This window comes from Yoonia maritima (assembly GCF_003003285.1).
In the GTDB taxonomy this organism is placed as follows: domain Bacteria; phylum Pseudomonadota; class Alphaproteobacteria; order Rhodobacterales; family Rhodobacteraceae; genus Yoonia; species Yoonia maritima.
The window spans coordinates 251,163-273,609 of record NZ_PVTP01000003.1; the positions used below are offsets into that span (position 1 = coordinate 251,163).

Below are 22,447 nucleotides of genomic sequence, written 5' to 3' on the forward strand. Positions count from 1 at the left end.
GACCCATGCCTTGCAGTCTACTTTATAGGACACCTGAACGGAACAATTAAAGGATAAAGACCATAGGACGCAGACCGCATAACGCCCCACCGCAACGCGAGACAGGGCCACGGATCAACGACCGAATCCGCGCTAATGAAATCCGCCTTATCGGTGCGGAAGGTGAAAACGTGGGCGTTGTAACGCCACAGCGTGCAATGGCGATGGCAGATGAAGCTGGGTTAGACTTGGTTGAAATTTCTCCCAACGCAACACCGCCGGTTTGCAAGATCATGGACTATGGTAAGTTCAAATACGAGACTCAGAAAAAAGAAGCTGAGGCACGTAAGAAACAGAAAATCATTGAAATCAAAGAAGTGAAATTCCGCCCAAACACGGATAACCACGACTACGAAGTCAAAATGCGCAACGTTTTCAAATTTTTGGAAAACGGTGACAAAGTTAAAATCACATTGCGTTTCCGCGGCCGTGAAATGGCCCACCAAGAACTGGGTCGTCAGTTGCTCGAACGCGTTGCTGAAGACACCAAAGAAACTGGCCGCGTCGAAAACTTTCCAAAGATGGAGGGCCGTCAGATGGTCATGCTGATCGGTCCACTACCAAAATAATCGCGGCACAAGACTACAAATATAAAAGCCCCGGCATTTGCTGGGGCTTTTTTCTTGGACGCATGAAACTATTAAAAATCGTTAGTATTTGCATGACCGAGGTTAAGCGGCATCAACCGCCTGTTGCGCCATTACCTTTATTAGATTGGCCCGGTACTCTGGCGATCCGTGGATGTCTTCAAGCAGACCGTCAGCCGTAACCATCAATTCGCTTAGCGCCGTCGTCGAAAAATCTGCGTCCAGCGCAAGCTCTGCATTGGTCCAGCGAAATACGCCTTCTTCGGACGCGCCAGTAACAGCTACGCGAACGCCATCCGCGTGTTTGGCAACAAATACGCCGACCAAAGCAAACCGCGATGCTGGCTGCTGGAACTTTTGATAATTCGCGCGTTTTGGCAATGGAAACCTTACCTCGGTAATGATTTCACCGTCTTCCAACACTGTTTCAAACATACCCTGAAAATAGTCATCCGCGGCGATCTCGCGTGTATTAGTGACGATGGTCGCGCCAGAGCCCAAGACAGCGGCAGGATAACATGCGGCGGGATCATTATTCGCGAGCGAACCACCAATTGTACCACGGTTGCGTACCGCAGGATCACCGATATGTCCCGCCATCTGCGCAAGCGCCGGATACTGGATAGCGCCCGTAGCAACAGATGCGTGGGTGGTGGCACCACCAATACACAGCTGGCCGGCTTCATTCATGCAAATCCCCTGCATCTCTGGGATGCCCGTTAGGCTAATTAACGTTTCAGGCATCGCAAGCCGTGCCTTCAGTGTCGGGATGAGCGTCTGCCCCCCCGACAGGGCTTGTGCATCTTCATTTTGCAGTACTGAGACTGCATCGGCGATCGTCGAAGGTCGTTCTATTTCAAAAGCATACATTGCAAGTGTTCCCCCCCGGATTATTCAGCTGCAACTGCAGTTATATCTTGACCTGATGCAGCCATGATCGCTTTGACGATGTTATGGTACCCCGTGCAGCGGCAAATGTTGCCTTCAAGATAGGCGCGAATTTCATCCTCGGACGGCTTTGGATTATCCTTAAGAAGAGCCGAAGCTGACATGATCATGCCAGGTGTGCAGAACCCGCATTGCAACCCGTGATGATCTTGGAATGCTTGCTGAATATTACTTAGCGTTCCGTCAGCTGCGGCCTGCCCTTCAATTGTGGCGACCTCTGCCCCTTCGGCTTCGAAGGCGAACATTGTGCAGGCTTTGACGGCGTCACCATTCACATGGACCACACAGGCACCACATTGTGACGTATCACATCCGACATGGGTCCCTGTCAGCGACAAGTCATTGCGCAACAAATCAACGAGTAACGTCCGCGCCTCAACGTCTTGCGACACGGGCTGCCCATTCACGACCATAGTTACCGTAGGCATTTGATCTCTCCGAAATTCTTGTATTCGACAAGTTAAACACGCCGCACGCCGATTGAGAACCGTAAATATATGACAGCCTTCCCCGTCCTAGCTATCTGTTTTACGTAAAGTTTGCGTAATTTCGGCCATAATACTGACCGCAATTTCAGCAGGATGCCGCCCCCCAAGGTCAAGACCAACCGGCGCGTGAATGCGGTTTAGCTCTGCATCTGAAAAGCCTAACCCCCTCAGCCGTTCGATACGTTTTGCATGAGTGCGCTTTGATCCCAAACTGCCCAAATAGAATACATCCGTGCCGAGTGCTGCCACAATTGCAGGATCGTCCAGTTTTGGGTCATGCGTAAGTGTAACAACGGCCGTACGTGCGTCTAACTTCAGCGCACGCATGGCGTCGTCAGGCCAGTCGTCGATTATATGCTCTCCGGGGAAACGATCAGCGGATCCAAACGCCCCACGAGGATCAATCAAAATAGGTGTATACCCGCAAGAGCGCGCAAAGGACACTAATGGCTGCGCGATATGGACCGCACCGACGACAACCAACCTAAGGGGCGGATTATGGATCACGACAAACGTACGACCGTCAGCTTCGACGCCAGACCGATCTAATCTGAAACGGTCTGGATATGCTGGAGGACCGACCAAATGTGCCCCACCCGTCTCCAAATCAGTCACATAGGCAATAGGCTGGGCGTTTTTACGTGCCTCAACTATCCCTTCGAGCGCTTCGGTTGGCATAACAGCGCCAACAGGTTCAATGAGAATTCGAATTTCGCCACCGCATGCAAGCCCGACCGCAAAGGCATCATCATCGCTTACACCAAAAGCTAGCAAACGTGGTTTGCCATCTTCTATCGCTTCCAAAGCCTCGGTTATGACCGCACCTTCGACGCAGCCTCCAGAAACCGATCCTTCCATCGCGCCATCAACATCAATAATCAATTGACTGCCCACGGGCCGCGGCGCGGATCCCCAAGTTTGCACCACCGTGGCGATCGCAACACCGCGTCCGGCGCGATACCAATCCAACGCCAGATTCGATAAATCAGTAATCGGGTCTGTCATTCTTGCGTTACAATCCTTGTAAAAAAACAATTATTCTTTGCAGAACGTACATCTACAAATGAAACGTCACCGCGATCAAACAGTTCTTGCGCGTATTGCGCAACCATTTTGCTTTCTGTGATTTGCCCAGTTCCATACATAATGCGCTGGTCAGCGTTATATGCCTTTACAAGAAAAATAGGCGAATACTTCAAAAACCTGCGAACGATCGTTTCTCGCAAACGGCACGCAACGATCAGCGCACAAGAAAATCGGGCCGGTTTCAGCATAAGGCTGCAGTCATGCAAAAATAGGCGTGCAGCGCAGATCAACATCTCTTTTCCATATGGAACGTTATCCAGACAGCATCGACACGGAGCGCCGACACCCTCATAAATTGTGAGCTCTGCTGGATTACCATAAACATCCTGACCGCCCGCGCGTAGGCTCTCTACTACGTCCGCGTCGCAAGAAAGAAAGCTAAGAAACATTTTAAGTTTCCTTGATTGAACGGAAAAAAATAGTTTCGTATCTAATTAAAACGACCCGGATGTTGCGAAACCCGCAATAAACGCCGGAAAGACAATGATCAGCCGCACGCAAAACATTAATTTTTATTATTCACGCAATTATAAATACAACCCTAGCGCAAAAAACAGTTTCAATAAGATAGTGAAACAATTAGACGGGTCGCGCCGCCCAATAATGCCATATTGCGGGTGTATATGTTAATAAGTAGCGCCCGTGTTGGGTATAAGGACTCTAGTATGATCGACCGACAATCGGCATTTGTGACAAATCTCACAAATCTTTCTCAAAACGCATGGCTGGGTGAGATTGACGATATCTGCGACGAACTTGGCTTTTTCGAACAATTAGGTCGTTCTCATTGCGCCGCGTTTCTTGAGGCGGGTAATAACCTGCTGGTCACTTTCGAAAATATTCCTGACGTTCAAGAAAACAACACCGATGCAGAGCCGCGCGGATTTCCATTTACCCGTCATGAAGGTTGGTCGCATCTGGCACTGCTTTCCTTTGATAATGGATGGTTTCGCGATGAAGCCGTCATCGACTTTTTTGATCGGATGACGGATGATGCATTTTTTGAAGACTTCGAAAACATTGTGTTCTTCGGTGCAAACCAAGCGGGATATGCAGCTTCAGCATTTTCCTTAGCGTCACCGGGATCAACTATTGTCGCCCTAAATCCTCAAGCAACTCTTGAGCCCATCAGCGCAGGCTGGGACACACGATTTAGGAGCGCCCGCAGGACGGATTTTTCGGGCCCTTACGGCTATGCCCCGGAAATGGTCGAAGGCGCAAAAGAAGTTTTTATTGCATTTGACCCGCAAGAACACCTGGACGCTTGTCATGCCGCATTGTTCCGCAAGCCCCACGTCACGCTGCTACCCTGCCCCTTGATGGGGGGAAACCTTGATAAGACTTTCGACCGATTGCGTATTTTGGAGGTCATCATCAAGCTTGCGATGACAGGATCATTGACCGCAAAACGCTTTAATCAGCTGCTGCGCGCAAGGCGCTATGATGACGTCTACGGGCAAGATCTGGTAACACATCTTGTGAAATCAAATCACACAGGGCTTGCACGAGTGATATGCGAATATAAACTACAGCGCGGCAAAAACCCGTTCTACGCTAAGACGTTAGATGACTTAGCGCGGTAAGTTCTTTAGATGCCGTAAACATCGCGAAACACGTGACGTACGATATCTTGGCGCGCAATTCCCATCTCAGCAAGCTGCACATCACTTAGTGCTTCTAGACGGCGCACTTCGTGGCTGCGGTCTTGTGCTTCGATAATGCGGCTAAACGCGGACGCAATGCTTGCCCCAACTTTGGACAGAATGCCAGCTTGAGGTTGTGCAGATACGGTATCACTAAAAAAGGCCATCGTAAGCTCCTATCAGGTGCATTTCCTATGCACCCAATATACGTCACTTATGTTGACCTAAAACCGACAATGCTGCATTGCCGCATTGCGTCTGCCGCATGGCATCATTCAGAAGCGTTACGTTCGTCGAAGAACTTTTTGACCGCTTCAACGATGCGCGTGCCAAAATAGCCGAGAACACCACCAGCAACGACCCAAAACGCTGTGCCGCTATATAAGATCGCAGAGGCAATACCCGCAATCAGCATAGCGACCATAAAGGCAACCAATCGCTTTTCGGTTTCAGCGATCACAATGTGTTCTTCAATACCTTTGACAAAGGGCGCAATGATGGTTTCGATTTGCGGCGTTAGAAACCCAGCCGCGGCGGCGATAATAAAACCAAACATGTGGTCTCTCCGTTTCATAAAAAATGTTAATGACTTATATCAGTATCCCAAGGGGAAATCGCAAGGGCAATCACAAGACCTATGGCCTTGGCGGGCGCAACGGTGTAACCCGGCAACATGCCTGATAAAGACCTTACAACACTGACGATCCGCCGCCCTGACGACTGGCACCTTCACCTTCGGGATGGGAATATGCTACGCGCTGTTCTTCCCGAAACCGCCCGCCATTTTGGCCGCGCAATCATCATGCCGAACCTTATTCCTCCCGTCGTGACAGCCGAACAAGCATCTGAATACCGCACCCGGATTATGACTGCCCTGCCCGATGGCATGCAGTTTGAACCGTTGATGACATTGTATCTTACAGAAACCACCAACCCTGCGGATGTGCGCGCCGCTTTCGAAAGTGGGATCGCCACAGCGGTGAAACTATACCCTGCTGGCGCTACGACAAATTCGGCATCGGGTGTGCGCGATTTTGAAAAAGTCCGGCCAGTACTCGATACAATGGCCGAAATCGGCATGCCACTATGCGTACATGGTGAGGTGACGGACAGCAGCATCGACATCTTTGACCGCGAAGCTGTCTTCATAGACAAAATCCTCAAGCCTCTTCGGAAAAAGGTGCCTGATCTAAAAGTCGTAATGGAACATGTCACAACCGAAGACGCCGTTGACTACGTTCGCGACAATCATAAAAATCTTGCGGCTACGATCACAACCCACCACCTGATCATCAACCGGAACCATATTCTGGCAGGTGGCATCAAACCTCACTATTATTGTTTGCCCGTTGCCAAACGCGAAGCACATCGCGTTGCGCTTGTGCAGGCCGCCGTATCTGGTGACAAACGCTTCTTCCTTGGAACTGACAGTGCGCCGCATACAGATCCGAACAAGTTACAGACATGCGGGTGTGCGGGTATATTTACCGCGCCAAACACAATGTCTTGCTTGGCCGAAGTATTCGAAGCCGCTGGCGAGCTGAAAAAGCTCGAGGCATTTGCATCCCTTAACGGTCCCCGTTTCTATGGCCTGCCGGCAAGCGAACAGACCATTACGCTACGCAAGGGCGATCCCGTCAAATACCCAACACATATCGCCACAGAAGACGGCCCAGTGACAGTGTTTGACCCTGGATTTGATCTGCATTGGCACGTCGAAGCCTGAAGCCTTGGCTATCAGAGCAAACTAGATAAATGAAAAATAGGTCCGCGTTATGATCCCCACCTCATTCCCCACCAAAGAAGAAATCGCCCGACTGACTGCAGGTATGCTCATCGAAATTGGCGCGATTGACTTTAACGCAACTGAACCGTTTACGCATGCCTCAGGCAAACAAGCGCCAACATATGTTGATTGCCGCAAGCTCATTTCCTTCCCGCGCATCCGTGCGACCCTGATGGATTTTCTGTCGGTATCGATCATGCGCGAGGCTGGGTTCGAAGCATTCGATAACATTGCTGGCGGTGAAACCGCAGGTATCCCGTTCAGTGCATTGGTTGCCGAACGCCTTGCCCTGCCGATGACATATGTCCGCAAAAAGCCCAAAGGCTATGGTCGCAACGCCCGTATCGAGGGTGTGATGACTGAAGGCCAACGGGTGCTTCTGGTCGAAGATCTGACCACTGATGGCGGATCAAAGCTTTCGTTCGTTGACGCGATCCGTGAAACTGGCGCGACATGCAGCGCGACTGCTGTAATCTTTTACTATGGTATCTTCGACGGCGTAGAAAAAACGCTGGCGGATCACGGCGTACAACTGATTAGCCTGTGCACATGGTGGGATGTTCTGGCCGAGGCCAAAGCACGCGGTGCTTATGACGCAGCCACACTAGAGACAGTCGAAGCGTACCTCCGCGATCCAGCTGGGTGGAAACCTGCCTGAACTTACCCACAGGCTGTGTATAAGATATCATAGGTATAGTGTACGCAGCCTTGGCACCTTCCATATATTGGTAAATTTTTGGAATCCTGCTATTCAAGCAGGACTTATCCGCATTGATCCACAGAATGCGCACTAGCCAGCTTTGCACGCGCCCTGCTAAAACCCCACGATGAATTGGTGAGAGTCGACAATGAACGAAATTACGACATTCAATGCGTCCGGCGTCGAGGAAACTACGACAAATCTAATGCCCCACTCGACCGAAGCTGAACAACAGCTTTTGGGTGCAATTCTGACCAACAACGATATCTTTGACCGCGTGGCCTCGGTCGTTGGGCCAAAGCATTTCTACGACCCTGTTCACGCCCGCATCTTTGAAACAGCGGCAGCGCGGATCGCTAAAAACGCACTGGCCAGCCCCGTTACGCTCAAAACGTTCTTGGAAGATGATGAGGGTCTCAAGGAACTGGGCGGTCCGGCATATCTTGCGCGCCTTGCTGGTGCGGCGATTTCCGCATTTGCTGCGCGTGACTATGCGCAGATGATCTATGATCTGTCGGTCCGTCGGGAATTGATCAAAGTTGGCCGCGAAATCTCGGATAAGGCTGGTCGGGTCGAGGTTGATTCTGAACCCAAAGAACAGATCGTCGAGGCCGAACAGGCGCTTTATAACCTTGCCGAACAAGGCACATCAGAAAGCGGTTTCCAATCATTCCTTCGTGCTGTGACAGAGGCAGTGAATGTGGCCAACACCGCCTATCAACGTGAAGGTGGGCTTGCCGGAATTTCGACTGGCCTCGTTGACCTTGATGGTAAGCTAGGTGGCTTACACAAGTCCGATCTTTTGATCCTTGCTGGTCGTCCATCGATGGGAAAAACATCGCTTGCGACAAACATCGCTTATAACGTCGCTAAGGCTTATCAACGTGGTAAGATGCCTGACGGCACCGAAGGTGCGGTTGATGGCGGTGTTGTAGGCTTCTTTTCCCTTGAGATGAGCGCCGAACAGCTTGCAGGTCGTATTCTGGCCGAGGCCTCTGAAATTTCGTCACATAAAATCCGTCAAGGTGACATGACGGAAGGCGAATTTCGCCGTTTTGTGGACGCCGCCAAAAGCCTCGAATCATGCCCCCTATTCATTGATGACACTGCCGCGATCCCGATTTCGCAGCTTTCCGCGCGTGCGCGCCGCTTAAAGCGGACGCATGGGCTTGATGTGTTGATCGTCGACTATTTGCAGCTGGTGCGCGGCACGTCAGAAAACCGGGTGCAGGAAATCGGTGAAATCTCGATGGGCCTTAAGGCTATCGCGAAGGAACTGAATATCCCTGTCATCGCCCTATCCCAGTTGTCGCGTCAGGTGGAAAGCCGCGAAGATAAACGCCCGCAGCTGTCTGACCTTCGGGAATCGGGTTCGATCGAGCAAGATGCGGATGTGGTTATGTTCGTTTACCGTGGCGAATATTATACTGAACGTGAAAAACCGGATGATTCCAACATGGAAGCCATCGCAGCATGGCAGGAAAAAATGTCGAGCCTGCACGGCAAAGCCGAGGTCATCGTGGGCAAACAACGCCACGGTCCGATTGGTACAGTTGAGCTTGCATTTACAGCCGAATTTACCCGCTTTGGTGATCTCGTTAAGCCATGGCAAAGCAACGCGGCGGACGAATACTAACCCCTGTCTGCGGGGAAAACCTGCCCCAAGGTCACCTTGCCAGCGCGGTCCTCAACTTAGATGAATAGTTAACGATTATTCTGGCAGGTCGATCTTTCGGCCTGCAACGTAAGTTTGAGGACGGTACTGGGATGGCAATTGAATTTGTGAAGTCAGCAAAGCGCATCGCGCTTGAGAAATTGCTCATACTCTTCATCGCGTTGATCGTTGGTGCCGCATTTGCGTTCGTTTTGTTGGGTGGCGTGTCCGGTGAAATCATTGTGAATTTGGCCTCTGCGATTGCAGTTATAGTTTCGATCTTCATTACGATCGCAATTCTTATCGATATCAAAAGGGTTCTTGCGGATGGGCATGAATGGCGCGTCGTCATTGATGACGAAATGTTGTTTTGGGACTCGCCAGTTCCAGAAATGATGAAGTCATTCAAACTTGCCTTGTCAGACATCGACAAAACGCGCTTCACGCTTACCCACTTTAAACATGGGAAACGCACGCCTGATAAAAAGTGGGAGATCATTTTGCGCAATGGTCATCCGATGAAAATCGACGGGCAAAACTCTGGGATTAACCCTCACAAGGTTTTCACCGCATTAGAAACCAAAGGGATCACATTTGAGCAGGTCAGTGAAAAAAAAGGGGCTGCCATTCACATCAGCCGTCAGAATTAGCCGCCCAGCCCACACGCTTTCGACAAACGGCATTATTCCGCCGACTCTAAAAACCATTGCACCAAAACCACGCTTTCATAGCCTTGCGACATCGCGCGCGACTTAAACCTCTTGCCGCAGTGCGTGCCCCCTGCCAAAAGGTCCGTATGAGTACAGGACGCCTAACTATCGACTTAGACGCCGTCGTCGCCAACTGGCGCACGCTAGACGGCATGACGAATTGCAAGACTGCCGCCGTGGTCAAAGCTGACGCTTATGGCGTCGGCGCAGAGAACGTGTCAAAGGCCCTGTTTAAAGCAGGCGCCCGCAAGTTCTTTGTCGCTGTCGCAGAAGAGGCCGTAGTGCTTCGCGAAGCTTTAGGGCCGGGCCCGGAAATCTCTGTATTTTCAGGACACATGCGCGGTGATACTGATCTTATTCGCGAACTAAATCTGACACCAATGCTGAACTCTGTTGAACAGATGACTCAGCACTTTGAAACGCTACCCGGTCATTCGTTTGGTATTCAAATTGATACCGGAATGAACCGTCTTGGGATGGAACCCCAAGAATGGGGAGCTGTCGCTGATTTGGTTCTCGCGCAAGGCCCAAAATTGGTGATGAGCCATCTGTCCTGTGCGGATGAACCCGACCATCCGATGAACCCGCATCAGCTTGACGTGTTTAAGCAACTGACTGATGGCATTAACGTGCCGCGTTCGCTTGCGGCGACGGGCGGTATTCTGTTGGGCCCCGATTATCACTTTGATCTGACCCGTCCGGGTATTGGACTGTATGGCGGCCTACCGTTCGAACAGGCCACCCCGGTGATTGAGCTTGAACTACCTGTCGTACAAATCCGTGACGTCGCAGAGGGCGAAGTCGTGGGTTACGGCAACAGCTGGCAAGCTGAACGCCCATCACGCGTTGCAACCGTTTCAGGCGGTTACGCAGATGGCATTTTCCGTATGCTTTCCGACAAGGCAACGCTGTACCACGGTGACAAGCCCTGCCCGTTGATCGGACGTGTTTCCATGGACCTGTTGACGATTGATGTCACCGACCTTTCTGAGGACCCAGAGCGCCTGACGCTTATCGGCCCACAGCAAAGCCTCGACACTCTCGCTGCGAAGGCAGGAACCATCGGATACGAAGTTTTGACCCAGCTTGGTGCGCGCTATAACCGCCGCACATACGGCAAATAGATGCTGAATGTTCTTCGCGTCGCGAACCTCGCCCTTTTGATCCTGTTCCCAATCGCATGGTTTGCCCCTTTGATGCGCGCAGGCCTCTTGCCGGTATTTGGCTTAAGCGAGATCAGCGTCATTTCCGGGATGCAGTCGCTATGGGACAGCGATGTCGTGCTGGCGCTGCTCGTGACGTTCTTTGCTCTATTTGCACCCTACCTCAAAACAATTGGCCTTACGATGATCCACTTCAACCTCATGCGCCGCAAGGTGCTACCTGTGTTGTCGTGGTTGGGCAAATTGGCGATGGCAGACGTGTTCTTGATCGCGCTTTATATTGTCTTGGCCAAAGGTGTCGGCATTGGCAAAGTCGAAACGGCTTGGGGGCTGTATTTGTTCACGGCGTGCATCTTAGCTTCGATCGTAATTTCCACACTGACATCCAAACGCAACTAGCGTGATAAACAGATCACCTTGCCCAAGGATCAAATTTGGTCCAAAAGGTGAACATGGCAAAAGAACTTAACTTCTCATGTTCGGAATGTGGCGCGTCCTTTGGCAAATGGTCTGGGCAATGCGATGCCTGCCAAGCATGGAACACCATCACCGAAAGCAAAGCGCTATCTAGCGGTCCAAAGGGTAAATCGCTGGGCGCAATTCGCGGCAAAACGATCCCCCTGACTGATCTTGATACCCAAGAAAAAGAACCACCCCGCACCCAAGCAGGCGTGGGCGAGTTGGATCGCGTGCTTGGCGGCGGCTTGGTTAAGGCCTCTGCCTTATTGGTTGGTGGCGACCCCGGCATCGGGAAGTCAACGCTACTGTTACAGGCCGCCGCACGGTTTGCCCGTAACGGACTAAAGGTCGTTTACATCTCGGGCGAGGAATCGAACGCTCAGGTGCAGATGCGCGCGCGAAGACTAGGACTAGAAAAAAGTCCTGTGTTACTAGCATCTGAAACGAACCTGCGCGATATTCTGACGACGCTGGAAAACGAAAAGCCTGATCTCGCGATTATCGATTCGATCCAAACGATGTGGGCCGACAATGTCGATAGCGCCCCCGGATCGGTTTCGCAGGTCCGATCTTCAGCGCATGAGCTGACGACATTTGCGAAACGCAACGGAATGTCCGTCATCATGGTCGGTCACGTCACCAAGGACGGCAGCATCGCAGGTCCGCGTGTTGTCGAACATATGGTCGACACAGTGCTATATTTCCAAGGCGAGCGCGGCCACCAATACCGCATTTTGCGCGCAGTAAAGAACCGGTTTGGGCCTGCGGATGAAATCGGCGTCTTTGAAATGACGGGCAAAGGACTGGCCGAGGTTAAGAATCCCTCTGCACTTTTCTTATCCGAACGCGGCAAGCCATCGCCCGGATCGGTCGTGTTTTGCGGCATCGAAGGGTCCCGGCCCATGCTTTGCGAGATCCAAGCACTTGTGGCTCCTTCGCCACACAGCCAACCACGGCGATCAGTGGTCGGTTGGGACAGTGGCCGCCTTGCCATGATCCTTGCCGTGCTTGAATCGCGATGTGGTGTTCCGTTCACCGGATTGGACGTTTACCTCAATGTAGCAGGGGGTTTGCGCATTTCAGAACCTGCTGCAGACCTTGCCGTCGCCGCAGCATTGGTATCCGCAAGAGAGGACGCATCACTGCCCGCAGAGGCTGTCATTTTCGGGGAAATCAGCCTATCGGGCGCGCTCCGTCCTGTGGTGCAAACGGAAAATAGATTGAAAGAAGCCCAAAAACTTGGTTTTACAACAGCAATTATACCGCATCAGGCAAAACAGCCTGCGGTTACCGGTCTAGGTTTGAGGCATGCAGATGACCTTGCCGGGTTTGTAGAAGAAGTATTTGGCGCAAGATAGCGCCGGGCAGGAGACGAACTATGGAAGGCTTCACACTTATCGACGCAGGTGTCGCCATTATCATCTTACTATCAGGCGTATTGGCATATAGCCGTGGCTTGGTACGCGAGACGATGGCGATCTTGGGCTGGGTCGGCGCAACAATCGTGGCATTTATCTTTGCAGATCAGGTTGAACCGCTGGTGCGGCAAATTCCGGTTCTTGGCGATTTTATTGGAGACAGCTGTGAACTAGCGATCATCGCGGCCTTTGCTGCGGTGTTTGCCGTGGCTCTCGTCGTTGCATCAATATTCACGCCGCTTTTCTCAAGCGTCATTCAGCGTTCTGCGCTGGGTGGTGTTGATCAGGCGCTAGGTTTCTTCTTTGGTGTCCTACGCGGCATCTTGTTGATCGCCGTTGCGTTCTTTGTTTACGATACGATCTTCGCCTCGCAAGAAATCGCATTGATCGACGACAGCCGTGCTGCACAAGTATTTGACCAGTTAACCGGCAAAATCGAAGAACAAAACCCAGAAGAAGCGCTGGGTTGGATTAAAGAACAATATCAGCAGCTCGTTGGGTCATGCGGCGCGCCAGCGCAGTAATGCAACCATGGCATGAATTCAAAAAGCCACCGCTCTTTGCGGTGGCTTTTTACGTTCTAGCACTGCCCAAATTCCGATCACGTAGCTGTGCCTGCCATTTTCGCGCCACAGAAGTATGATCGTTTCGTGACACCATGCCCCCGACCTACTAAGAGGGAGGCAATCAACCACAACTCGGATTCGGAGCGGCACCTTGTCCAACCAAAATTCCCCAATCGACCCATATGATGACGACAAGCTACGCGAAGAGTGTGGCGTTTTCGGTGTGATTGGCGCCCCGGACGCTGCCAACTTTGTTGCTCTTGGCCTACATGCGCTTCAGCATCGCGGCCAAGAGGCAGGTGGAATCGTAACCCACGACCCAAAGACTGGCTTTAATCAAGCGCGTCGCATGGGGCTGGTTCGCGATAACTTTACCACCAACGACATGATGGCTATGCTTCCGGGTGATATTGGAGTCGGTCACGTACGGTATTCGACCACTGGTAGCAAAAGCCAGCATACGGCGATCCGCGACGTACAGCCATTCTTTGGCGAATTTTCGATGGGTGGCGCGGCTGTTGCGCACAACGGCAACCTCACCAATGCCATCGCCCTACGCCGTGACCTGATCGAGCGTGGCGCGATTTTCCACAGCACGTCTGACAGTGAGTGTATCATTCACCTGATGGCGCGCTCGATGGGCCGCACAATTCCTGACCGTATGAAAGAAGCGCTCCGCCAAGTTGAGGGCGCTTTTTCAATTGTGGCGATGACCCGCAGCAAATTGATCGGTGTCCGTGATCCGCTGGGTATTCGCCCACTCGTCCTCGGCAAAATCGGTAAGGCATATGTCCTCTCATCCGAGACTTGCGCGCTAGATATTCTGGGTGCCGAATTTGTGCGCGAAATCGAACCGGGCGAAATGGTCGTTGTCACGACAGACGAAGTCAAAAGCTACCGTCCATTCGAAGCTAAAAAGCCGCGTCCATGTATCTTTGAATATGTGTACTTCAGCCGTCCAGATTCTGTGATCGCAGGAAAATCTGTCTACGAAGTGCGTCGTAACATTGGTAAAGAGCTGGCCCGGGAAGCCCCTGTCGAAGCAGATATGGTCTGCCCTGTTCCAGACAGTGGCACCCCTGCTGCGATCGGTTATAGCCAAGAAAGCGGTATCCCATTCGAAATGGGCATTGTGCGCAACCAATATGTTGGCCGTACGTTTATCGAGCCAACAGCGCAAATCCGTAACATGGGCGTTCGTCTAAAGCTAAACGTGAACCGCGAACTGATGCGTGGCAAACGTGTAATCCTTGTTGATGACAGCGTTGTGCGTGGCACGACCAGCCGCAAGATTAAGGATATGGTTCTTGAAGCAGGCGCTGCAGAGGTTCACTTCCGCGTTGCCAGCCCACCAACTGTTTGGCCAGACTTCTACGGTGTCGACATGCCGAACCGCGAAGACCTGCTTGCGGCACACATGACCGAAGAAGAGATGTGCGAATACCTTGGCGTTGCTTCGTTGAAATTTGTTTCAATCGACGGCCTATATCGCGCTGTTGGCGAACCGAATGGCCGTGACCCGAACAACCCTGCATATCATGATGCTGTGTTTACGGGTGACTATCCGGTCGCCCCCTCGGACATGATTGCAAAAGGTTTCAAACCAAAAATCGCAGCCGAGTAAGTCATGGCGACGGTCATTCACCACAATCCCGATTGTAGCAAATCGCGCAACGTGCTGACCGTGATCCGCGCCTCTGGGACGGAACCAATCGTCATCAAATATCTTGATAGCGGTTGGACCCGTCCCCAGCTTCTGGCGCTATTTGCCGCAGCTAACCTAACGCCACGTTCGGCGCTTCGTACAAGAACGCCCCCAGCCACGGAGCTTGGGTTGCTTGCCCCGAACGTTAGTGACGATACGATCTTAGACGCGATGGTAAAACACCCGGCTTTGGTCGAACGTCCAATTGTGTGCACGCCCAAAGGTGTTGCATTGTGTCGTCCCGCCGAAAATATTTTGCCTTTGCTTGAAATCGCACTGAACGGGCCCGTTTATAACGAAGATGGGTCCGAGATCATGCGCCCATAGTACCGCGTCACGTTACACACAATAACGTTACGTATAAGGGCTTTCCTTGCCCTAGAGTGTCTGACAATACCTGTCGATCAAAGTGAAAATCGACTTGGTATTCAGTAAATGACAAACGAAACACCCAGCCATGTTGCAAAATCAGCGACACAGATTGATCTGCTAACTTTAGATAATCTAACCGTCATCGGCGTCATCTCCGGGCAAGCCCTGCCTGCTGCGCTCGTCCGGTCCTCGCGTGGCGATATTGCGCGCGTATCACCTGGCGAAACCGCCTTTGGAGTGGTGATCGCGGCCATTAATGGCAACCAAGTGGTTCTGACAGACCGTGTCGGCACGCAACATGTCCTTTCGGTTCCGGGTAGCTAGGCCTTGACCTTGCGCCGCAATCGCAGCAAACCGCGCATATGACAAAGATTGCACTTATCACCGGCGCATCACGCGGCCTTGGCGCAGCACTAGCAAAGGCGCTTGCGCCCACGCATCACATCATCGCAGTGGGTAAAACTGTTGGCGCACTAGAAGAGCTGGACGACGCGATTCAAGCAGCTGGCGGGCAAACCACCCTCGCGCCGATGGACATCACCGTTGATGCAGCGATGCAGCAATTGTGCCGTGGCATATTTGACCGCTGGGGAAAGCTTGATCTTTGGGTGCACACAGCGATCCACGCCGCACCGCTGGCACCAACGGGTCACATCGGCCCCAAAGACCTTGCCAAGTCGCTTTCAATCAACATCGAAGCCACGTCACGCTTGATTTCGTATGTTGCGCCTCTGCTCGGGGAAACGGGCAAAGCTGTATTTTTTGATGACCCACGCGGCGGTGAACGTTTTTTCGGCGCATATGGCGCGACGAAGGCTGCTCAGATCGCGCTTGCACGAAGCTGGCAATCTGAATCTGTCAAAACCGGGCCGGAGGTTAAAATCCTTTCACCCGAGCCGATGCCAACCGCAACACGCGCGCGGTTCTATCCCGGTGAAAGCCGTGACGTATTGACGGACCCGAATATTGAAGCCGCCCGCCTGCTGCCCGAGATACTTAACTAACTGCTGCTTTCTGAGTCCTTTCAGCCACAGCACTAAAAACGCCACAACTGTATTGCCCCGACGGCTTGCCGCCTAAGGTTTGCTCGCCTAGGAACGTCATTAACGGACGAGGGACAATACAATGCGCATTCTTATTACCAATGATGACGGCATCAATGCCCCAGGGCTGAAAGTGCTGACTGCGATCGCGCAAGAGATTGCAGGCGCGGATGGCGAAGTCTGGACCGTCGCCCCTGCGTTCGAACAGTCTGGTGTGGGACACTGCATCAGCTATACCCACCCCACAATGATCGCCCAACTTGAAGAACGTCGTTTTGCGGCAGAGGGATCGCCAGCAGATTGTGTGATCGCAGGTCTGTATGACGTGATGAAAGACAAGCGGCCCGATCTCGTGCTATCAGGTGTAAACCGCGGCAACAATGCGGCTGAAAATACGCTTTATTCAGGGACCATAGGCGGCGCAATGGAAGCCGCGCTGCAGGGCATCCCAGCAATTGCACTGTCGCAATATTATGGCGCTGGAAACGCGGCGCTTGATGACCCATTCGAAGCAGCCCTTGCCCATGGTGCATCAATAATCAAAACCCTTCTTGATCCTGCTCTTTGGGACGATGCCAACTACCGGCTATTTTACAACGTCAATTTCCCACCTGTCCCTGCGGCCGACGTAAAAGGCGTTCAAGCTGCATCGCAAGGTTTTCGGAAAAACACCAATTTCACAGCAGAAGCACAAACGTCACCGACTGGCCGCAAGTTTCTTTGGGTGCGCGGCGGCCCACAACACGAACCAACCGCCCCCGGCACGGATGCGGCTGCGAACCTTGATGGTTACATATCAGTGACGCCGATGCGTGCTGATCTTACCGACTACGACATGATTGCTGCGCTCGAGGATGTTTTGTCGTGACCTTCGATGCCCCGACAAAGATGCAGTTTGTTTATGCACTGCGCAGCAAAGGCATCACTGACACCCGCGTTCTGACTGCAATGGAGCAGGTCGACCGCGCCGCATATATCAAAGGCGTCTTTGCCGAACGCGCCTACGAAGACATGCCGCTGCCAATCGCTTGTGGTCAAACGATCAGCCAACCTTCGGTTGTTGGGTTAATGACCCAAGCGCTCAAGATCAGCCCACGTGACAAGGTTCTTGAGATTGGAACCGGCTCTGGATATCAGGCGGCCGTTCTTTCGAAACTTGCGCGCCGCGTTTACACCGTAGATCGGTTTCGTAGTCTTGTTCATGCGGCGCGCGCCACGTTCGAACAGCAAGGTATTAGCAACATCACCACATTTACGGCGGATGGCAGTCATGGGTTAATCGAACAGGCACCGTTTGATCGCATCCTATTGACCGCAGCCGCCGAAGATCCGCCCGGCCCGTTGCTTGCGCAATTGCGCGTTGGCGGCATCATGGTTTTGCCCGTCGGCCAGTCCGATACGGTGCAAAGCCTGATCCGCGTAACCCGGCATGAACATGGGTATGATTATGACGAATTACGCTCGGTTCGGTTTGTCCCCTTGCTTGAAGGGCTCGGACAAGAGTAAACATATAACAAAATAAGGCACGACCCCGGCAACAAGGGGCGGCTTGGCATAAGGAGCGGTACGATGGCCAATGGGCAACGCACAGTAAAACGTATTTTAATGACAGGCGTCGCGCTGGCTGCGCTGGCTGCTTGCGAAGACTTTGATCCAGACTTTCGCGATGTTGGCAACGGGTTTGACACCTCAAGCTCAGTGGCGAACCTGCCAAACCGACCACGCCCAGATGACCGTGGCGTGATTTCTTACCCAACCTATCAAGTCGTCGTCGCACGCAAAGATGATACCATCCGCGGCATCGCTATTCGGCTTGGTATCGATGCGAATGAACTGGCAGAATACAACGGCGTCGAACCAGATGTCATCTTGCGCCGCGATGAAATCATCGCGTTGCCCGGTCGCGTGGCAGAACCTTCTGCCGCCACCGGCGCCACACAACCATTCGATGTAACGGCAGTAGCAACCACAGCGCTTGACCGCGCCGAGGCAAATGGCGGCACAGTCACCGCGACACCGCTTGATCCGGCGCCAGTAGCAGCGGCAACGCCAATCGCAACGCCGAGCAGCGCGCCCACCACGCAAGCAGAGCCGATCCGCCACCAAGTCGCGCGCGGCGAAACCGTGTATTCGATCTCACGCCTGTACAATGTGCCGGTGACCGCCATTGCAGAATGGAATGGGCTTGATAGCGCATTCACCATTCGCCAAGGTCAGTTCCTGTTGATCCCTCAAGGTGGCAGCCGCCCTGCCCCGGCGACAACGACGACGACGACCGCACCTGTGACGGCACCGGGGCAAGGCACAGCGACACCTGTGCCACCAAGCGCATCTACACCCCTGCCAGCAGCAACCCCTTCGGCCCCAGTAGCGGCACCAGCCGCGCCTGACATCGGCGCGACAGCTGCGCCCGCTGAGTCTAACAGCGCGCGCATGGTTCAGCCTGTCCAAGGTAGCATCATTCGTGAATATGCAGCTGGGCGGAATGAAGGGATCGACATTGGCGCACCAGCAGGAACAGCTGTCAAAGCCGCCGACGCTGGCAGCGTCGCCGCAGTAACAGCAGACACAAGCGGCGGTTCAGTCGTTGTTATCAAACATAGCGACGGTTTGCTGACGCTGTACACACATCTCGACAGCCTCACGATTGAAAAAGGTGACACAGTCAGCCGCGGCGAGACCATTGGTAAGGTGCGTGCAGGCGAACCAAGCATGCTACACTTTGAAGTCCGTCGCGGACTGCAAAGTGTCGATCCTTCTGGCTATCTGCCCTAAGAGATGATGGATGATGTAGGGTGGATTTCAATCCACCTTACGCCAACTTTATTCCACGACGCCCTGCTAAATCTGTGAAATATTGCCATGCCACACGGCCTGAACGGCTTCCTCGTGTGGCTTGCCATTCAATAGCTTCAGCCCGCATGGTTTCATCACTAATATCGACACCATAGGCGTCGCAATAGCCGCGGATCATCGCCAAATACTCATCCTGATCACAAGGATGAAATCCAAGCCACAGGCCAAAGCGGTCTGACAAGGATACCTTTTCCTCTACCGCCTCGGATGGCGAAATCGCGGATGAACGTTCGTTTTCGATCATGTCGCGCGGCATCAGGTGGCGGCGGTTGGATGTCGCGTAAAGCACGACATTTTCCGGACGCCCTTCGATACCGCCATCCAATACTGCCTTAAGCGACTTGTAATGTGCATCATCATGTCCGAACGAAAGGTCGTCGCAGAACATGATAAATCGTTCTGACGCGCCGCGCAGCATATTCAAGCAACGACCGATACTCGGTAGATCCTCGCGCTGAACTTCGACCATCTTGAGGCCAGGATAATCAGCCTGCAAAGCGCCGTGTACTGCTTTCACTAGGCTAGATTTACCCATACCACGCGCGCCCCAAAGCAGCGCATTGTTGGCAGGCATACCAGCCGCAAACTGTGCCGTATTTGCCATCAATGTATCACGTGATCGGTTCACGCCCACCAGCAGTTCAACAGGTATGCGGTTCACCTTTGGGACAGGCACCAGCCGATCCGGGTCAGGATGCCACACGAATGCGGCAGCCTTTTTGAATTTAGGCGCATCAACCGGTGGCGGGCTCATCCGCTCAAGCGCGTCGGCAATCCGGCGCAGTGACTTTTTACTCACGCTCATCGGCCTCGTCCGTCGCACCGTCACCGTGGATTTCATCATCCCACAGCCCTTCGGCACGCAGTTTGGCTTCGCGCTGGCGTTCTACTCGGGCGACAAGCTGGATCGAAATTTCATAAAGCCCGTATACGACAACAAACAAGATGACCTGGCTGATAACGTCCGGTGGAGTAGCCAGCGCCGCAACGATCAAGATACCAACCATTGCATATTTTCGTGTACCGCGCAGACCACGCGCAGACACCAATCCGGCCTTGCCCATCAACGTCAAAAGCACTGGCAACTGGAAACACAGGCCGAAGGCAACGATAAATTTGATCGTCAGGTTCAAATACGCTTTGGCGGACCCTTGGAACAAAATTCCGGCTGCTTGGGTGGCGCTATCGGTGCCTGCCTCAAGCGTTCCCGGCTGCTGGAAGCCCAAGAAGAAACCGAACGCAAGCGGTGTAATCACATAGTAAGCAAAAGCTGCGCCAAGAAAGAACATGAACGGAGACGCGACCAAGAACGGCAGGAACGCCCCCTTTTCGCTTTTGTACAGGCCGGGCGCAACAAAGCGCCACATCTGATAGCTAATCACGGGAAAAGACAGCATCAATCCACCCAAAAGTGAGATCGAGATCGCGACAAAGAAACCTTCTTCAAGCGCGATAAACTGTAAATCACATGCCTGCCCACGCGATGCGAGCGCATCACACAAAGGATGTGTCAGAAAGTTAAAAACCGGGTTCCAGACCGTAAAACAGATCACCATCCCAACAATAAACGCCAGCAACGACCAGATAAGCCGTGACCGCAATTCAGTTAGGTGTTCGATCAACGGCGCAGCGCTGTCTTCCATTTCGTCTGTCGCGCTCATTTGTCGTCACCCTTTGGCTCTGCAGCAGCGGCCTCTTCCGCTTCGCGCGCTTTGCGGTCAGTGGCGGCCTTAGCCATCGCGTCGCTCATTTTTTCCTTGGCGGCTTGGCGTTCAGGCGACAGAATTGGTTTTTCTGGTGCCTGCGTCATACCTGTCGCTTCTTTGATTTTATCGACACCAAATTTCTGAGGGTTGGCGGCGGCGCGTACCGTTTTGGAAATATCGTTCATACCAGATTCGTCGGCGGCCGCTTCCATCGCTCGCGAAAACTCGCGTGCCATGCCACGTGCCTTGCCAGTGAATTGTCCCAATGTACGGAACATACCCGGCAAATCTTTTGGCCCAATTACAATGAGGGCCACGATGCCTACCAGCACCATTTCGCTCCAGCCTAAGCCAAACATGAACGATATTCCTTATGGTGAATTAGGCTTTGTCTTTGTCTTCTTCAGGTGTGACGTCGCGCGCATTTTCGATGCTTTCTTCGATCTCTTGCTTGCCGTCATCCACGCCCTTTTTAAACGCAGTGATACCCTTGCCGACTTCGCCCATCAGGCTGGAAATTTTGCCGCGCCCGAACAGCACAAGAACGACAACTGCGATAAGTAGAAGGCCTGGCAGGCCGATGTTGTTAAGCATGGTTTTCTCCTCTGACGGGTCCCGGTCCCGTAATGAACTCTATCAGATTCACAAATACGGCCCGGCGCAAGGCAAGGAAAGCGTGAAATTCGTGTTTTCGCCCAGTTCACGACCCTTTTTAACAAGGGTTTATCTGATTCTGTGACAAATAGTTGTCAGTTGCCAGAAAATTGACAAAACTACCACGAATCGAAAGGAATATTATGCGACGTGCCGACCGGTTAATGCAGCTTGTTCAAGTTCTACGAGATGGTAATTTGCATAAGGCTGCTGATCTTGCGGCAGTCGTAAACGTGTCACTGCGTACGATCTATCGCGACATGGAAACGCTGGCAGCATCTGGTGTACCGATCACCGGTGAACGCGGGATTGGTTATCGTGTGACCGCCGCAGTCACTCTGCCACCGCTGAACCTAACCATGACCGAAGTCGAAGCCTTGCATTTAGGTTTAAGCGCTGTCGGGCAAAGCGAGGATAAGGAGCTTTCCGCGGCGGCACGTGCTTTATCAGCGAAGCTGGACGCCGTCATGCCAGAGGATCGCACACGCGCCCCAACCGGATATGGATTTGCAGTTTATCCATTTGCAGACGCTGCGCGCGGCTTTCAGCACCTTCCTACGCTGCGTCAAGCAATACGCACCCGGCAGAAACTATCGATAACCCTTAATAGCGAATTACGCACAGTTCGCCCACTTCAGCTCGACTATTGGGGGCGCTTGTGGACCTGCATTGTTTGGTGTGAAAAACTAAAAGATTTCAGCGAGCTACGCGTTGATCAAATCACCGAACTTCGCATACTGCCCAGCCTCTTTGTTGACGAGAATGGGAAATCTTTGGCCGATTTTAACGCCCGCCGCGTTAATGCTGGTAGTTGAATTATCAATCCGTCAATGTCTGAGTCGAATGTGACTTTATACTCTGGCG

General features: G+C 52.7%; 28 protein-coding genes. 18 read left to right on the forward strand and 10 right to left on the reverse strand.

The window, feature by feature from the left end; all coding sequences use genetic code 11:
• Window positions 1-113 precede the first annotated feature (113 nt).
• Window positions 114-608: a translation initiation factor IF-3 gene (gene infC / locus CLV80_RS05875; protein ID WP_311135519.1), complete on the forward strand. Its 495-nt coding sequence runs from the start codon at window positions 114-116 to the stop codon at window positions 606-608.
• A 102-nt stretch (window positions 609-710) separates the two neighbouring features.
• Here the strand turns inward: infC and CLV80_RS05880 are convergent, their stop codons facing one another.
• From CLV80_RS05880 to CLV80_RS18800, 4 genes are all read right to left on the reverse strand, one after another.
• Window positions 711-1,496, reverse strand: coding sequence for an FAD binding domain-containing protein (locus CLV80_RS05880; RefSeq protein ID WP_106355836.1), 786 nt, complete (start codon window positions 1,494-1,496; stop codon window positions 711-713).
• Window positions 1,497-1,516: 20 nt separating this feature from the next.
• A complete protein-coding gene (locus CLV80_RS05885) occupies window positions 1,517-2,002 on the reverse strand; it encodes a (2Fe-2S)-binding protein (RefSeq protein ID WP_106355838.1) in 486 nt (161 codons plus the stop codon).
• Window positions 2,003-2,089: 87 nt separating this feature from the next.
• Window positions 2,090-3,067: an XdhC family protein gene (locus CLV80_RS05890; RefSeq protein WP_106355840.1), complete on the reverse strand. Its 978-nt coding sequence runs from the start codon at window positions 3,065-3,067 to the stop codon at window positions 2,090-2,092.
• The gene (locus CLV80_RS18800; RefSeq protein WP_106355842.1) at window positions 3,064-3,537 is read right to left on the reverse strand and encodes a DUF1203 domain-containing protein; all 474 of its coding nucleotides are present in this window, start codon (window positions 3,535-3,537) and stop codon (window positions 3,064-3,066) included. Before CLV80_RS18800 ends, CLV80_RS05890 begins: the two co-directional genes overlap by 4 nt.
• Before the next feature lie 276 nt (window positions 3,538-3,813).
• Between CLV80_RS18800 and CLV80_RS05900 the strand changes: the two genes are divergently transcribed.
• The gene (locus CLV80_RS05900) at window positions 3,814-4,731 is read left to right on the forward strand and encodes a phosphoadenosine phosphosulfate reductase (protein WP_106355844.1); all 918 of its coding nucleotides are present in this window, start codon (window positions 3,814-3,816) and stop codon (window positions 4,729-4,731) included.
• 5 nt (window positions 4,732-4,736) lie between these two features.
• Here the strand turns inward: CLV80_RS05900 and CLV80_RS18550 are convergent, their stop codons facing one another.
• Together CLV80_RS18550 and CLV80_RS05910 are read right to left on the reverse strand one after the other, a co-directional pair.
• Window positions 4,737-4,958 carry a DUF1127 domain-containing protein gene (locus tag CLV80_RS18550; RefSeq protein WP_207766520.1) on the reverse strand — a complete coding sequence of 74 codons (222 nt, stop codon included), beginning with the start codon at window positions 4,956-4,958 and terminating at the stop codon, window positions 4,737-4,739.
• 104 nt (window positions 4,959-5,062) lie between these two features.
• On the reverse strand, window positions 5,063-5,347 hold the full coding sequence (locus CLV80_RS05910) for a hypothetical protein (RefSeq protein ID WP_106355846.1): 285 nt from the start codon (window positions 5,345-5,347) through the stop codon (window positions 5,063-5,065).
• 117 nt (window positions 5,348-5,464) lie between these two features.
• On the opposite strand from CLV80_RS05910, the gene pyrC reads away from it, so the two are divergent.
• The 15 genes from pyrC to CLV80_RS05985 all read left to right on the forward strand — a co-directional run bounded on the left by pyrC (window position 5,465) and on the right by CLV80_RS05985 (window position 19,142).
• Window positions 5,465-6,517 (forward strand): dihydroorotase, encoded by a 1,053-nt coding sequence (gene pyrC, locus CLV80_RS05915; protein ID WP_106355849.1) that lies wholly within the window; start codon window positions 5,465-5,467, stop codon window positions 6,515-6,517.
• A 49-nt stretch (window positions 6,518-6,566) separates the two neighbouring features.
• Complete coding sequence (locus CLV80_RS05920; RefSeq protein WP_106355851.1) at window positions 6,567-7,235, forward strand: orotate phosphoribosyltransferase; 669 nt, start codon at window positions 6,567-6,569, stop codon at window positions 7,233-7,235.
• Window positions 7,236-7,425: 190 nt separating this feature from the next.
• Window positions 7,426-8,913 carry a replicative DNA helicase gene (locus tag CLV80_RS05925; protein ID WP_106355854.1) on the forward strand — a complete coding sequence of 496 codons (1,488 nt, stop codon included), beginning with the start codon at window positions 7,426-7,428 and terminating at the stop codon, window positions 8,911-8,913.
• A gap of 131 nt (window positions 8,914-9,044) precedes the next feature.
• Window positions 9,045-9,581, forward strand: coding sequence for a hypothetical protein (locus CLV80_RS05930; RefSeq protein ID WP_106355856.1), 537 nt, complete (start codon window positions 9,045-9,047; stop codon window positions 9,579-9,581).
• Window positions 9,582-9,727: 146 nt separating this feature from the next.
• The gene (gene alr / locus CLV80_RS05935) at window positions 9,728-10,765 is read left to right on the forward strand and encodes an alanine racemase (protein WP_106355859.1); all 1,038 of its coding nucleotides are present in this window, start codon (window positions 9,728-9,730) and stop codon (window positions 10,763-10,765) included.
• Window positions 10,766-11,203, forward strand: a complete 438-nt coding sequence (locus tag CLV80_RS05940; protein WP_106355862.1) for a paraquat-inducible protein A — start codon at window positions 10,766-10,768, stop codon at window positions 11,201-11,203. It begins immediately after the preceding gene.
• A 53-nt stretch (window positions 11,204-11,256) separates the two neighbouring features.
• Window positions 11,257-12,621, forward strand: coding sequence for a DNA repair protein RadA (radA, locus tag CLV80_RS05945; protein ID WP_106355864.1), 1,365 nt, complete (start codon window positions 11,257-11,259; stop codon window positions 12,619-12,621).
• Window positions 12,622-12,641: 20 nt separating this feature from the next.
• Entirely contained in the window at window positions 12,642-13,205 is a 564-nt protein-coding gene (locus CLV80_RS05950; protein WP_106355866.1) for a CvpA family protein, read from the forward strand.
• Between the two features lie 193 nt (window positions 13,206-13,398).
• On the forward strand, window positions 13,399-14,871 hold the full coding sequence (gene purF, locus CLV80_RS05955; RefSeq protein ID WP_106355869.1) for an amidophosphoribosyltransferase: 1,473 nt from the start codon (window positions 13,399-13,401) through the stop codon (window positions 14,869-14,871).
• A gap of 3 nt (window positions 14,872-14,874) precedes the next feature.
• Window positions 14,875-15,279: an arsenate reductase (glutaredoxin) gene (arsC, locus tag CLV80_RS05960; RefSeq protein WP_106355871.1), complete on the forward strand. Its 405-nt coding sequence runs from the start codon at window positions 14,875-14,877 to the stop codon at window positions 15,277-15,279.
• Window positions 15,280-15,387: 108 nt separating this feature from the next.
• Entirely contained in the window at window positions 15,388-15,648 is a 261-nt protein-coding gene (locus CLV80_RS05965; protein WP_106355873.1) for a hypothetical protein, read from the forward strand.
• Between the two features lie 38 nt (window positions 15,649-15,686).
• The gene (locus CLV80_RS05970; RefSeq protein WP_106355875.1) at window positions 15,687-16,328 is read left to right on the forward strand and encodes an SDR family NAD(P)-dependent oxidoreductase; all 642 of its coding nucleotides are present in this window, start codon (window positions 15,687-15,689) and stop codon (window positions 16,326-16,328) included.
• Window positions 16,329-16,449: 121 nt separating this feature from the next.
• Window positions 16,450-17,235, forward strand: a complete 786-nt coding sequence (gene surE / locus CLV80_RS05975; RefSeq protein WP_106355877.1) for a 5'/3'-nucleotidase SurE — start codon at window positions 16,450-16,452, stop codon at window positions 17,233-17,235.
• Entirely contained in the window at window positions 17,232-17,873 is a 642-nt protein-coding gene (locus CLV80_RS05980; protein WP_106355879.1) for a protein-L-isoaspartate(D-aspartate) O-methyltransferase, read from the forward strand. Before surE ends, CLV80_RS05980 begins: the two co-directional genes overlap by 4 nt.
• Window positions 17,874-17,936: 63 nt before the next feature.
• Window positions 17,937-19,142, forward strand: coding sequence for a peptidoglycan DD-metalloendopeptidase family protein (locus tag CLV80_RS05985; protein ID WP_106355881.1), 1,206 nt, complete (start codon window positions 17,937-17,939; stop codon window positions 19,140-19,142).
• Between the two features lie 37 nt (window positions 19,143-19,179).
• On the opposite strand, the gene CLV80_RS05990 is transcribed toward CLV80_RS05985, so the two are convergent.
• The 4 genes from CLV80_RS05990 to CLV80_RS06005 are packed head-to-tail and all read right to left on the reverse strand — an operon-like array spanning window position 19,180 to window position 21,523.
• A complete protein-coding gene (locus CLV80_RS05990) occupies window positions 19,180-20,028 on the reverse strand; it encodes an ATP-binding protein (RefSeq protein ID WP_375342189.1) in 849 nt (282 codons plus the stop codon).
• Window positions 20,015-20,884 (reverse strand): twin-arginine translocase subunit TatC, encoded by an 870-nt coding sequence (gene tatC, locus CLV80_RS05995; protein WP_106355883.1) that lies wholly within the window; start codon window positions 20,882-20,884, stop codon window positions 20,015-20,017. The genes CLV80_RS05990 and tatC overlap by 14 nt, the downstream gene beginning before the upstream one ends.
• Complete coding sequence (gene tatB / locus CLV80_RS06000) at window positions 20,881-21,288, reverse strand: Sec-independent protein translocase protein TatB (RefSeq protein WP_106355885.1); 408 nt, start codon at window positions 21,286-21,288, stop codon at window positions 20,881-20,883. The genes tatC and tatB overlap by 4 nt, the downstream gene beginning before the upstream one ends.
• A 22-nt stretch (window positions 21,289-21,310) precedes the next feature.
• On the reverse strand, window positions 21,311-21,523 hold the full coding sequence (locus tag CLV80_RS06005; RefSeq protein ID WP_106355887.1) for a twin-arginine translocase TatA/TatE family subunit: 213 nt from the start codon (window positions 21,521-21,523) through the stop codon (window positions 21,311-21,313).
• Window positions 21,524-21,726: 203 nt separating this feature from the next.
• Between CLV80_RS06005 and CLV80_RS06010 the strand changes: the two genes are divergently transcribed.
• The gene (locus CLV80_RS06010) at window positions 21,727-22,398 is read left to right on the forward strand and encodes a helix-turn-helix transcriptional regulator (RefSeq protein WP_106355889.1); all 672 of its coding nucleotides are present in this window, start codon (window positions 21,727-21,729) and stop codon (window positions 22,396-22,398) included.
• Window positions 22,399-22,447: the final 49 nt, after the last annotated feature.

Bases quoted from the DNA above. Each gene is read 5' to 3' on its own strand.
- CLV80_RS05880 (WP_106355836.1), bottom strand. From the start codon at position 1,496: ATGTATGCTTTTGAAATAGAACGACCTTCGACGATCGCCGATGCAGTC.
- CLV80_RS05885 (WP_106355838.1), bottom strand. From the start codon at position 2,002: ATGCCTACGGTAACTATGGTCGTGAATGGGCAGCCCGTGTCGCAAGAC.
- CLV80_RS05890 (WP_106355840.1), bottom strand. From the start codon at position 3,067: ATGACAGACCCGATTACTGATTTATCGAATCTGGCGTTGGATTGGTAT.
- CLV80_RS18800 (WP_106355842.1), bottom strand. From the start codon at position 3,537: ATGTTTCTTAGCTTTCTTTCTTGCGACGCGGACGTAGTAGAGAGCCTA.
- CLV80_RS05900 (WP_106355844.1), top strand. From the start codon at position 3,814: ATGATCGACCGACAATCGGCATTTGTGACAAATCTCACAAATCTTTCT.
- CLV80_RS18550 (WP_207766520.1), bottom strand. From the start codon at position 4,958: ATGGCCTTTTTTAGTGATACCGTATCTGCACAACCTCAAGCTGGCATT.
- CLV80_RS05910 (WP_106355846.1), bottom strand. From the start codon at position 5,347: ATGTTTGGTTTTATTATCGCCGCCGCGGCTGGGTTTCTAACGCCGCAA.
- pyrC (WP_106355849.1), top strand. From the start codon at position 5,465: ATGCCTGATAAAGACCTTACAACACTGACGATCCGCCGCCCTGACGAC.
- CLV80_RS05920 (WP_106355851.1), top strand. From the start codon at position 6,567: ATGATCCCCACCTCATTCCCCACCAAAGAAGAAATCGCCCGACTGACT.
- CLV80_RS05925 (WP_106355854.1), top strand. From the start codon at position 7,426: ATGAACGAAATTACGACATTCAATGCGTCCGGCGTCGAGGAAACTACG.
- CLV80_RS05930 (WP_106355856.1), top strand. From the start codon at position 9,045: ATGGCAATTGAATTTGTGAAGTCAGCAAAGCGCATCGCGCTTGAGAAA.
- alr (WP_106355859.1), top strand. From the start codon at position 9,728: ATGAGTACAGGACGCCTAACTATCGACTTAGACGCCGTCGTCGCCAAC.
- CLV80_RS05940 (WP_106355862.1), top strand. From the start codon at position 10,766: ATGCTGAATGTTCTTCGCGTCGCGAACCTCGCCCTTTTGATCCTGTTC.
- radA (WP_106355864.1), top strand. From the start codon at position 11,257: ATGGCAAAAGAACTTAACTTCTCATGTTCGGAATGTGGCGCGTCCTTT.
- CLV80_RS05950 (WP_106355866.1), top strand. From the start codon at position 12,642: ATGGAAGGCTTCACACTTATCGACGCAGGTGTCGCCATTATCATCTTA.
- arsC (WP_106355871.1), top strand. From the start codon at position 14,875: ATGGCGACGGTCATTCACCACAATCCCGATTGTAGCAAATCGCGCAAC.
- CLV80_RS05965 (WP_106355873.1), top strand. From the start codon at position 15,388: ATGACAAACGAAACACCCAGCCATGTTGCAAAATCAGCGACACAGATT.
- CLV80_RS05970 (WP_106355875.1), top strand. From the start codon at position 15,687: ATGACAAAGATTGCACTTATCACCGGCGCATCACGCGGCCTTGGCGCA.
- surE (WP_106355877.1), top strand. From the start codon at position 16,450: ATGCGCATTCTTATTACCAATGATGACGGCATCAATGCCCCAGGGCTG.
- CLV80_RS05985 (WP_106355881.1), top strand. From the start codon at position 17,937: ATGGCCAATGGGCAACGCACAGTAAAACGTATTTTAATGACAGGCGTC.
- CLV80_RS05990 (WP_375342189.1), bottom strand. From the start codon at position 20,028: ATGAGCGTGAGTAAAAAGTCACTGCGCCGGATTGCCGACGCGCTTGAG.
- tatC (WP_106355883.1), bottom strand. From the start codon at position 20,884: ATGAGCGCGACAGACGAAATGGAAGACAGCGCTGCGCCGTTGATCGAA.
- tatB (WP_106355885.1), bottom strand. From the start codon at position 21,288: ATGTTTGGCTTAGGCTGGAGCGAAATGGTGCTGGTAGGCATCGTGGCC.
- CLV80_RS06005 (WP_106355887.1), bottom strand. From the start codon at position 21,523: ATGCTTAACAACATCGGCCTGCCAGGCCTTCTACTTATCGCAGTTGTC.
- CLV80_RS06010 (WP_106355889.1), top strand. From the start codon at position 21,727: ATGCGACGTGCCGACCGGTTAATGCAGCTTGTTCAAGTTCTACGAGAT.